Genomic DNA, 11,555 nt, shown 5'->3' with positions numbered 1-11,555 from the left:
CGGGGTGATTCAGGTTTCTTTCAACCTGACGGGTTTGCCAGCTTCGCTGGGCAAACAAAAAAGAGATGGCCCATGGGCCATCTCTTTTTTTATGCTTCCACGCTTTAGTGCTAACTCATCGAAACAGCAAAGCACACATTGGCTAACTGACAAAAATGGGTAAAACTGTCATTATCATGCTGTGCAAAATGTCGACTTGTACTGTGCCTATCAGCATAAAACAAACCTAACACTTTATTGCCGATAGCCAGCGGAGCAATTAAAAAGCCATATTTTGACAGTTTTTCCACCAGTACATCATCCATTTGAACAGTACAGTCTTTTGCTGAAGGTGAATCCACCCAAATACTGCGTTTTTGTTCAATACACAGGCTAAACACCGAGGTGTGATCATCAAGCGCGATCACAAAAGCTTGTTTTAGCATTTCGGCATCGTCACCCATCATCACCCTAGGTTGCAGTAGTTTACGGCTCGGCGACAATAACAACACACCGCAACGATCAACTCCCACTCCGGTTAAAATTCCTTCTAATGCAGTTTGCATAATTTGATTAAAATCTGTTTTAACCACAGCATATTGCGTTAACTGGCGTAACTTGGCGAGCTGATACCCCTGGTCAACTTGACGGCTCACCGTTTCGATAACTGGCGTTTCAATATTGCTAGCCACTGTCGATGGTTCAGGCAGATACGCCACTATGGCTTTAGCACCATACTCAATGGCAAGCTTATGGGTGATCTGATTACACTGGATCACCCGCTGAGTCATTTCATCAACATCGATGTCGAGCATTTCTGCCGCTTGGCCTAAGCGCTTTTGTAATACAACAGGATCCGCGTTAGGTAACGATAATATTTCTGACAACTTATCAGCTAAAAAAATACAACGAATTTCAGGCATGCGCTCATCAGGTTGTGCTAACGACTTTTGCAGTACCTCGCCTAAGCCCCAGCTCCTGGCAATACCCTGAGTGAGTTGTAAAAATGACGCGCCAAGCTCCGCTCTAATAAGGGCATTTTGTTCCACTTTATCTTCTATAGCGGCAAGCTTTCGATGCAGTTGATCGGGAATTTCACCGCCCATGCTCCAAAACGCGCTTTCACCAATGCGGTACAATAATGATGCTATAAACACTTCTTCACGCAGTGACTCACCGCGATCGCTCATCATCATGCGCGCCAACATTGCGGCTTGAAAAGACTGTGCCATCAGCTTTAATAAACGGGTGTATACACCTTCAGATAAGTGCTTATTTTCTAACAGGCTGGTTAATAACTTTGCGGTGATACAAATATTACGGATAGTGTCAAAACCAAGCACAACCGCTGCGCGGCTAACCGTAGAAACCTGGTTAATGCCTTTATTGTATATGGCACTGTTGGCTACACGTAAAATACGTGAGGTTAACGCATTATCATGCATCACACTGCGCCCCAGTAAAGCTAACGAAGACACATCATCCTTAGCGAGCTTTTCTAGGTCTCGTACGGTGGAGCATAATGCCGGCATTTCTTGATCACTGATACGCTTAGTCCAGTAATCGGCACCTTTTTGTTGGGTCATCGACTTCAAAAACAATTAACCTAAATGTAACAAACCTGAATTTGAGTATACTCAATTTCAATAAAGAGTCGTAACTTGATTGTTGTTTGTTGTACGCAGGTCTAATAAATTTAAGTGACAGATGATTTTTTAAACGTTTTTATTGGGCAAAAAAAAACGGCTCAAAAGAGCCGCAATCACAAATTATGTGGTTGGAAAGCTTACGGGTAGGAAGTACCCAAACAGTTAGAATCAACAACTAAGCGTTTGCTTATGATCCAACATATTGGATAAAAATCCCGTGCGACCTGTAGGTGAGTCGCACGGGGTTACAACAGCCACAAAGTGACTAAACTGTAAAACGGTAAAACTAACGATTAAAATGGTTCTTCTTCAGTTGAGCCTGTTAACGCTGTTACTGAAGACTTACCGCCCTGAATAAATAAGTTGGCAAAGTAAATCAATTCAGCCTTGCGCTATGTATTTGTTTACAAACAATAGGTAAGCAATTTGCCGTTAGGCAGTTAATAATTCGTAACCCGGTAACGTTAAAAAGTCGACCAGTTCATCTGAAGTAGTAATTTGCTCAAACAACGCTGCGGCTTGTGTAAACTTGCCAGCATTAAAACGATCGCTGCCCAACTCTTCTTTCACGTTGGTTGTTTCTTGTTTCAGCATGTCTTTAAATAAATCTTTAGTGACTAACTTGCCATTAGATAAACTCTTTTGATGTTTAATCCATTGCCAAATTGACGTACGTGAAATTTCAGCCGTTGCTGCATCTTCCATCAAGCCGTAAATCGGTACACAACCATTGCCTTGGATCCACGCTTCGATGTACTGCAATGCAATACGAATATTTAAACGCATGCCTTCTTCGGTTCGTTCACCTTCGCAGGTTTCAAGTAATTCACTGGCTAAAATAGGGGCATCAACATCACGAGTAATGTGCAATTGATTGGTTCTGTCGCCGCCAATGTAATCATTAAAAATAGTCATAGCGGTATCGGCTAGTCCAGGGTGAGCTACCCAAGTACCGTCATGACCATTACGCGCTTCAAGCTCTTTATCACCACGTACTTTTTGTAAAACTTTGGCGTTGGTTTCTTCATCCTTTGCAGGAATAAAGGCCGCCATGCCACCCATAGCGAGCGCGCCGCGTTTGTGACAAGTTTTAATCAGTAGACGTGAATAAGCACTTAAAAACTTAGTGTCCATCGTGACAGCTTGACGATCTGGCAGTACACGGTCTGGATAATTTTTTAATGTTTTAATATAACTAAAGATGTAATCCCAACGGCCGCAGTTAAGTGCCACAATGTTTGAACGAAGCTCATAAAGAATTTCTTCCATCTCAAACACTGCCGGTAGCGTTTCAATTAAGCAGGTACATTTGATGGTGCCTGGCTTTAAGCAAAAACGTTCTTCAACAAACGCAAATACCTTTGCCCACCAACGCGCTTCAAGATGACTCTCTAGCTTAGGGATATAAAAATAAGGTCCAGAGTTTTTGGCTAATAATTGACGGTAGTTGTGGTAAAAATAAATGGCAAAATCAACCAGACCACCCGGTACAGGAGTACCTTTATAAAGCACATGCTTTTCATTTAAGTGCAAACCACGTACCCGGGCAATGAGTACCGCAGGATCGGGATTAAGCGAATACTGTTTGCCCGTTTCTGGTGCCGTAAAAGAAATATCGCCATTGACCGCATCGCGAAGGTTAATTTGGCCTTCTACCACTTTTTGCCAACTCGGCGCTAATGAGTCTTCAAAGTCAGCCATAAACACTTTTACATTGGCGTTTAGTGCATTGATGATCATCTTGCGGTCAACAGGACCGGTGATTTCAACTCGGCGGTCAGTCAAATCGTCTGGTATGCCGCGGATAGTCCAATCACCATAACGAATAGCACGCGTTTCAGGTAGAAAGTCTGGTAACTCACCATTATCAATGCGCAGTTGTTTTTGTTTACGCTTTGCCAATAACGTTGGAACTTCTGCAGCAAACTTGGCACAAAGTGAATTTAAAAATGCCACAGCACCAGAGTTAAACACTTGTTGCTGCCCTTCAATGGTTGGGCCAACAAAAGTGATGTCGGTTTTTACCGTATCTTCTGTTGTTGATGTGGTCTTACCGTACTGAGCTACCAATTGTTCGGCTGTCATATTGTGGCCCCCTAAGTGCTGCGTTTGTTTGTTACTGTTAAAGGTATTTAATGATGCTGATGTTATATGGTTTGGGTTATTCCCCATTGATTACCTTATATAGCTCTATGGTGCTGAGCGTATAACCAATGTCCATATTGTTCTGTGTAAATAAACAATCACGCTTTAACGTTCAAACAAGCTTTCATATGTTTGTTTCGTACTAAAAACTAACCAAAAACGTTTGTAATTGCAACAGTCTTCAGTTGACCAAAACGTATGTAAAACCATGCTAAACCACACACCAATCGGGATTTTTTACGGCAACAAAACTACCCAACATATTGATTAAAAAGCATTAAATGTAAATATTAACATTTGAATATATTACTTATTAAAATTCATCAGACCAATTGACCACAAACCCCAAATGGTAAAATACGAAGTTATAATATTACATACTGTAAACAAATGCTTACATCATTTTGTTCTACATAGCCTAATCAAACATTTTGCCCACGTTTCGTACTTACCTGTACGTAAAGCAATAAAAACACTAAAATACAAGACCTTAATACGATCGCTATCAAAACCAAATTCAAACAGTCGTTTTAAACTAACCTTTACGTTAACGTAATGATAAGTGAACAAATTAACCTAAATAATGTGAGTTACGTCACCCGATCAACAAGCCACAATCGTTTGGTTTTTTTGAAAAAATTTCACTTTTTTTTTAAATAAATTATAAAAATGTCATAAATGGTGCATGTAAGGGGTTTTAAAGTTCAAAACGGTGCAGGAACCAAGATGTTAAGCATCATGATGAGAGGAATTGATTGATTTAATCTCGACTAAACGGGGGGGATCTCGTAATAACGTCAATACCGTTATTAGTGGTGTTGCCAGAGATAATTAACTCTGTGGGTGTTTCATTGACTCCTTGTAACACACAACACAATTACGTCCGTTATGCTTAGCACGATATAAGGCTAAATCAGCGCGGTGAATAAGCGGGTCAAGGCTTAAGTCGTGTTTGTCGGCACAACTAATGCCACAGCTCACCGTAATCGAAAAGTCATGGCCAGAGAAGCGGGTATTGATAGCCTCCACCTCTGCTCGTAGGCGTTCGGCAAAGTTTGTTGCTGTTTTAAGATCTTGTTTGGGCATAAAGATCGCAAACTCTTCGCCGCCCATACGAGTAAATACATCGTTAGGTCTGAGTAGCACTTCTATCACACTGGTAAACTTCTTTAATGCCCAGTCACCAGTGGCATGGCCAAATTGGTCATTGATGTTTTTAAATAAGTCTAAATCCATCAACAATACCGAAAACGGCTCAGCCACCGCCTGACTTTGGATAAATTCGTTTTCAGCGAGTTCCTGACCAGTACGGCGATTATAAATCCCGGTTAACCCGTCACGTTGTGCTTGCTTCATAAATTGATTGCGTTGCAGCCAGGCTGAAATCAACAGTAATAATAACCCAACCGACACACCAACTAGTAATGTCGAAAACATGATTGACGAGCTTTTATCCTTCATGAATATGTCTTTTTGCTGCATCAATAACTCATGGTCTTGCATCAGGCTGTTGTTTTCTCGGTTTTTCTCTACACTGTCAAATCGTGCCATTTGATAGGCATTCTCTTTCACTTTTTGCTCATTTAATATTTGTAAGCTCAAAGCATTAGCAACCACCTGATACTGATAAGCCTTATCAAACTGGCCACGCTTTCCTGCAACTAAGGATAAGGTTTCATTGGCACGTTTTTTTACCAACAAGTTATTAGGTGCTATCGGTTTGTCATTCACTTTATTGGCATAGTACTCGGCATCTTCAAAGCGGTTTAAATAAAAGTAAGTCATGCCTAAATAAGAGTGAACTTCGTTAATTTCAACTTCAAACTTGAACTTTTGATAGTCTGCTAACGCGCTTAATAATAACGATTCTGCTTTGTCGTAGAGGCTTGTTTCATAGGCCACAATAGCCTGACCTTTGGTCGACATAACGGCGATTAATGGGAACCCCTGTACACCGCAATATTGCTCGGTGTCGGAAAATAAATTGGAAGCCAAATCAAATTGTTTTGTGCGTAAATTGGCTACCGCATAATACAACATCGAATAACACTGATTTTTAGGGTTTTCACCTTGATTTAGGTTTAGAGCCAATTGCGATATTCGCAACATTTCATCATAAGCCTCGAGCTCAAGATACACATTTAATAGGCGATTATAGGTAGCAATTTTAATGCTGTTATCTTGATAATTATCAATGCGAGATAAGTTGGTCTCTAACAAAGTAAACGCGCGTTTATAGTCTTTTAAGCCAATACTGGTTGTCACCCGATATAAATAAATACGCGTGATAATATCTTCAGGCGGGTTAAAGGTTAATGCAATGTCTAAGGCTTCATCTGCTTCAGCATACTGAGCTAAATAGATATGTTTCACACTAATTAGCATATATAAGCGGCTTTTTTGCAGCATCGACAACTGGTCTTGATGGTCTAACACTGAATTTAATTTGGCAATAGCACTTTGAGTGTTGGTGTGCATAAAGTTTTCAACAATATCGAGCTCATCATCCATTTGATTGGCGAGCACAATCCCTGAACTGCATAATATTAGCAGCACAGTGAAAACGACTTTAATGAAAACCTGCATCAACAACGTATTACGGCTTAGGTGTTGTAACAATCTGGAACATGTTCATCTCTTCGTCACCCGCTAATTGGCGGATAAGCGCTTTATCGCCCGACATTACCGCCTCAATTTCTTCTTCGGTAATGCCGTTAGCCTGCATCACCCCAATAGGATCGTGTTGATACGCTTCTAATAATGCTGCGTCTGTCCCTAACTGAGTAAAAAATTGACTTAAATTCGACATATCGTGCCCTTAGTATTGTAAACAGTATTCTCTAACCAAGATCCATTTCACTAATGCCTAACTTTGCAAGCATGGCAGGGTTTAATGCTAATGCTTGCTGAGGCGGCATCAATAATGTGCTGATGGTCGTTAACCGAGCATCAGGTAAATCAGCCAAGGCAATATGCTCCACTCTTGGCGATTGCACAGCTAAGTTCGCTGCTTCATATATTATCACTTGATGATCAATAGGATACCACTGTAATAAATGTTCAACCAAAATATGTAATCGCTGTTTGGTTGTGGAAAATTTTGTCAATGTATGTTCGCCCGCAAGCGCAATTTGCCACAGCACTAAATGAGCACAAGGATTAGGAGCATGTTGATACAACATAAACTGAGTGGCTTCATAGCTTTGATAACCACTATTACCCGGATCGATACCTAAATCGGCCCATAAACACGCCTCAGCTGAAACACCCGCAAGCATTTTAGCTTTAAAACCTTGCTGCTTAGCTTGTGCAATCGCTAAATGTGATACGCAAGAAAATACCCCCGGATGCCCATACAAAGCACAGACCACTCTTTTGTTTGCTCGCACTTCATCTAACATGGCATCAACCATTTGCTGATAGGTATCGCGGCGGTTTTTTATTTCACCTGCTTGAGCGTAATACCCTTGTAAAGAGCGCACATCAGCGTTTAAGGTCGATAACCATCTGTCGGTGAATCCGTCAGGCACCAACGAAAAAACCACATCAGCAATTTCAATATAACTCACGGTTAATTGACCAACTTGTCCTGCAAGCTGCACTCCGGTACCGACACACACTAGCTGGCCTTGTTGATTTGCGGCAGTTAGCTGCAAGTTACACCTCATTATGTCACCCTATTTTGTTGATAACAAAATCAACTAAACGGGAAATAAAACAAAGACTAAATCACATATTCATTATATGAGCATTTCAATCTATCATGCTTTTAAATTAAACAATTTAATGATTATTTACCAACTTTATTAACATTACGTGGCACAAAACACGCTTTTGAAGAATTTATCTGTATATACCCTGTTATATAAGCGCGTTAACCGCATGAATAAAATGACTAATAACACTGAGTTTTGTGAGCTTAAACAAGGGTGACGTTAAAAACTGACTGTGAATACCACCGCTTAATGTTGCGCTAAAAGAGCAAACATTAGTCAGGATGGAGATTATTACGAAAAAATAAGGAACTTACGTCGCGATATTTACTCAAAGCCACAACATCTTCTAATCGGCCCTTGTCAGCATAGGGATAGCTTGGGTATGATGACCGACAGAATTTAGGAAGTAGCGCAGACAATGATAAACAAAAAACAAAGTCTTACCCTTGTAAGCGCGGTAGCGCTTTCACTCTCAATGAGCGGATGTAGTGTTTTCGATTGGCTAATTTACAAGCCTGATATACCGCAAGGTAACTACATGGAAACCCAGCAAGTTGAAAAACTTCGCATCGACATGACTAAAGAACAAACCGAATACATTTTAGGTCGTCCGGTTTTACGTGATAGTTTTTCTGATGACACTTGGTACTATGTATACCACTTTAAAAGTGGTCGTGATGCCAGCATCATTCATAAAGAGCTGATCATTCATTTTACGGGTGACAAGATCTCTAGTGTCACTGGCGATTACGATTTAAGCAGTGATTTCAATACACCACTTGAGTTAAGCACTCTGCCAACGATTAATGAGCCTGATTTAACACCATTACTGCCAGAAACTCGCCCAGACTCAAAGCCATTGGTTGAAGAAAAACGCCCAACGTTAACGAACCAACCTGAAAAATCTAACGACCCAGATAATCGTTAATAGATCAGTGTCAAAAAAAAAGCAGAATCTATTGATTCTGCTTTTTTGTATATAATTGAAAAAACTAACTGACCTTCGCACCGGTTATTTTATTAATCCGGCCTTCATCTTTTGCTTTTTCAGCCCGTTTACGGCGAACATCTTTCGGGTCGGCAATTAAAGGACGATATAATTCTACCCGCTGCCCAGGCTGTATCACGTCATCATGCTTAACCACACGGCTAAACACACCCAGTTTGATGTTATCTAGATCGATGTCAGGAAAAAACTTCACGATATTGCTTTGGATCACCGCATCAATAAACGTGGTACCTGGCGCAACCATCACAGTGATAATTTTTTGCTGTTTGGGTAATGCATAAATGACATCAACGGCAAATTGTTCTGTTTCACTTGTCACGATAAATCACCTTCGCTCTGTCGGTAAATGCCACCACCATCGATGACATTAAATCTTTAAAAATTTTACCAAATGCCAAGTCGACTAATGCATTTGAAAATTCAAAATGCAAATCAAACTCTACCTTACAAGCCTCTTCTGTCAGCTCAGTAAATTTCCATAAACCGTGTAAATGCTTAAAAGGCCCGTTTTCTAACTCTAGGGTAATTGATTTAGCCTCAACCACCTGGTTACGAGTCGTAAAGGTTTTACTGATCCCAGCTTTACTCACATCAACCGACGCCACCATGGTTTTGCCATCAAACTCTAATACTTTACCGCCAACACAGCCGGGTAAAAATGCATGATACGACTCAACATCATTGACTAAATCATACATTTCTTTGGCACTAAATCTAACTAGCATACTTTTGGAAATTTTGGGCATCTGACATCACTATCATTGAAACAATGTGCAGATTTTATCACGTTAAACAAAAAAGGCATCCGCCATAACGCTAAATCTCACCCTTAATAACACAATAGGCAATAAACTAGGTATAATCGTTGAAATATCATAAATCTCCCCCATATCTTTATATCAATGGTGTTAATTTATAACCTTAATATAATCGCGTTTATTAAATGGGCTCAGCGCTGATTGCAAGTCGCCTTTTTATAGGCCACGGCAGTAATCACAACGGTAAATATAATGGTAAAAAAGAATTCTAAATCAGCAAAAAATACCTCAGCTACCATCGCACGCAACAAACGCGCGACCTTTGAATTCCGTATAGAAGACAAAATCGAAGCGGGTTTAGAGCTAATGGGATGGGAAGTAAAATCCATCCGTATGGGCAAAGTCAATCTGGCTGATTGTTATGTATTTATCAAAGGCGGTGAAGCCTTTATGCACGGTTGTACTATTCAACCACTAAATACAGCATCCACTCACGTGGTGTGCGATCCTATCCGTACCAAAAAGCTGTTGTTAAAACGTAGCGAAATCGACAAATTAGCCGGCTTAATTGAACGCCAGGGCTACACCTTAGTGCCACTGTCGATGTATTGGCGTAAAGGTGCCTGGGTAAAAGTTGAAATTGGCCTAGGTAAAGGTAAAAAAGATCACGATAAACGTGAAGATACCAAAGAACGTGAATGGAAAGTTGAACAGTCTCGCGTCATGAAAAAGAGCAGACTGAACGGATAATAGCCAAACGATGATATTTTGTTAATAGTCACTAGGTATTAGCGAAACAACACGTTATGATATAACCAATTGGGGGCGATTCTGGATTCGACAGGATTCACGAAACCCAAGGAGCATGTCGAGGGGCGGTTGGCCTCGTAAAAAGCCGCACCGTTATAGTTGCAAACGACTCTAACTACTCTCTAGCAGCTTAGGCTAGCTAGCCATCAACCACACGTTTCGCACGTGGACAGTGGATTCTGATGGTCATATTACAGTGTGCTAGCGAGGGAACTCCGTCCGGGGGTGAACCGCGAAACAGTACCGGACTCACCAAGTAGCATCCTGTCTTTCGGAGACTGCTTGGTTAAATAAAAGAGAGACTAAACATGTAGTGCCGAGGATGTAGGCTTTCTGGACGCGGGTTCAAGTCCCGCCGCCTCCACCAATTTATAGAAGGGCTTAGCAGCAATGCTAAGCCCTTTTTGTTTGTCTGCTAGCCCAGATTTCTGCTTTATTATTGTGACTAGATGGGTATTTGAATCAAATGAGTTTATTCGATACCAGCACTTCATTGGTACTTATTGCCTGCCGCAGGTGATGTATCGCAAATACAAATGTCACAATCACATGGATTTGAAAGAGTGACCTTAGTGCAATCGCTTCTGTGACAAGCAGTAACCCCATCCATGGGCGCTCTGCGAAAACATCCATGTTTTCGAAGGTCACAGCCGCGCTTGCACCTGTAATTTTACTCATCCCGGTAATGCTTTTGAGCCGGGATCCAGGTGTTTGCTTTGTACTTTTGTACTAATGGCCTGCGGCCACTAACGTCGTGGCGCTTCGCCCACACCAGACCAAGAGGAAACCAACGGCTGTTCCCTCTTGGAACTCCCAGCCGCCACATCAAAATTATCTGAAAAGCGATAATTTCGCGACGTGGTTGAATCCAGCTTTTGACCGCGTTTCGGTGTTCTTCGGCCTTATTCGAAAATGCTAACGCTTCAGATGGGGCGTCCCTTCCCCTCTAAAGCTAGCTGGCCGTCCATGGCCAGCTCACGTCATTTTCTTCAACGTCCTCAAGTCCAGAGTTGAATCAACCAATTACAAGCAAAGCATGAAACTCGTTTTTGCCCCATTACTTGTTTCAAATATGGACAGCGGCTACTAACATCGTGGCGCTTTACTCTGCTTCAGACGACATTTAACTGGCTTACAAATGTCGGCTAGATATCCAGTGGCAGCTAGTCTCTCACCTTTATGTGTTGTGTACTGTGTATAAAACAGTTGTAATGGTTTTTGGCGTGTCTTTAAGTTTAATCGGCTAATAAGTAAACTAAATTAGTACGAAAAATAGTTCTCGAATGTTTTAATGCATTGAAATTAAAGTGTTATTATTTCCTGTCAAATATTAGGTTCACTTTTAACGTGCAAGCTCGCTTTTATTGGTCAGGGGAGTTAAATAAAACTGCTTTACATCAATAAGATAGTAAATGTAGGATGATATTAATCAACCTCAGATCTGGTTAAGCAAACACGATATTAGTGCTATCTAACAGCTCAAGTTCTT

At 41.0% G+C, this 11,555-nt stretch carries 10 protein-coding genes and 1 other RNA gene; 3 read left to right on the top strand and 8 right to left on the bottom strand.

Annotated elements, in window-relative coordinates:
* Positions 1-110 precede the first annotated feature (110 nt).
* From IEY42_RS20810 to IEY42_RS20790, 5 genes are all read right to left on the bottom strand, one after another.
* Positions 111-1,565, bottom strand: a complete 1,455-nt coding sequence (locus IEY42_RS20810) for an HDOD domain-containing protein (protein WP_188927117.1) — start codon at positions 1,563-1,565, stop codon at positions 111-113.
* A gap of 495 nt (positions 1,566-2,060) precedes the next feature.
* The gene (aceB, locus tag IEY42_RS20805; RefSeq protein WP_188927116.1) at positions 2,061-3,713 is read right to left on the bottom strand and encodes a malate synthase A; all 1,653 of its coding nucleotides are present in this window, start codon (positions 3,711-3,713) and stop codon (positions 2,061-2,063) included.
* Between the two features lie 891 nt (positions 3,714-4,604).
* On the bottom strand, positions 4,605-6,329 hold the full coding sequence (locus IEY42_RS20800; protein WP_188927115.1) for a GGDEF domain-containing protein: 1,725 nt from the start codon (positions 6,327-6,329) through the stop codon (positions 4,605-4,607).
* A gap of 40 nt (positions 6,330-6,369) precedes the next feature.
* Positions 6,370-6,582 (bottom strand): hypothetical protein, encoded by a 213-nt coding sequence (locus IEY42_RS20795; RefSeq protein ID WP_188927114.1) that lies wholly within the window; start codon positions 6,580-6,582, stop codon positions 6,370-6,372.
* 31 nt (positions 6,583-6,613) lie between these two features.
* Positions 6,614-7,441, bottom strand: a complete 828-nt coding sequence (locus IEY42_RS20790; RefSeq protein WP_188927113.1) for an SAM-dependent methyltransferase — start codon at positions 7,439-7,441, stop codon at positions 6,614-6,616.
* A 466-nt stretch (positions 7,442-7,907) separates the two neighbouring features.
* Between IEY42_RS20790 and IEY42_RS20785 the strand changes: the two genes are divergently transcribed.
* Positions 7,908-8,417, top strand: a complete 510-nt coding sequence (locus IEY42_RS20785; RefSeq protein WP_188927112.1) for an outer membrane protein assembly factor BamE — start codon at positions 7,908-7,910, stop codon at positions 8,415-8,417.
* A 64-nt stretch (positions 8,418-8,481) separates the two neighbouring features.
* Here IEY42_RS20785 and IEY42_RS20780 read toward each other — a convergent pair whose 3' ends face one another.
* Both IEY42_RS20780 and IEY42_RS20775 read right to left on the bottom strand, forming a co-directional pair.
* Entirely contained in the window at positions 8,482-8,817 is a 336-nt protein-coding gene (locus IEY42_RS20780) for an RnfH family protein (RefSeq protein ID WP_188927111.1), read from the bottom strand.
* Positions 8,807-9,244, bottom strand: a complete 438-nt coding sequence (locus IEY42_RS20775; protein ID WP_188917741.1) for an SRPBCC family protein — start codon at positions 9,242-9,244, stop codon at positions 8,807-8,809. The genes IEY42_RS20780 and IEY42_RS20775 overlap by 11 nt, the downstream gene beginning before the upstream one ends.
* Positions 9,245-9,508: 264 nt before the next feature.
* Here IEY42_RS20775 and smpB point away from each other — a divergent pair, with 264 nt between their 5' ends.
* The gene (smpB, locus tag IEY42_RS20770) at positions 9,509-10,006 is read left to right on the top strand and encodes an SsrA-binding protein SmpB (protein WP_188917739.1); all 498 of its coding nucleotides are present in this window, start codon (positions 9,509-9,511) and stop codon (positions 10,004-10,006) included.
* Between the two features lie 71 nt (positions 10,007-10,077).
* Positions 10,078-10,433: a transfer-messenger RNA gene (gene ssrA / locus IEY42_RS20765) on the top strand.
* 95 nt (positions 10,434-10,528) lie between these two features.
* On the opposite strand, the gene IEY42_RS20760 is transcribed toward ssrA, so the two are convergent.
* Complete coding sequence (locus tag IEY42_RS20760) at positions 10,529-10,744, bottom strand: hypothetical protein (protein WP_188927110.1); 216 nt, start codon at positions 10,742-10,744, stop codon at positions 10,529-10,531.
* Positions 10,745-11,555 lie beyond the last annotated feature (811 nt).

The organism is Shewanella algicola, assembly GCF_014648035.1.
GTDB classification, from domain to species: Bacteria; Pseudomonadota; Gammaproteobacteria; order Enterobacterales; family Shewanellaceae; genus Shewanella; species Shewanella algicola.
Note: the sequence above shows the minus strand (reverse complement) of the source record. Positions and strands in the feature narration are given on the sequence as shown.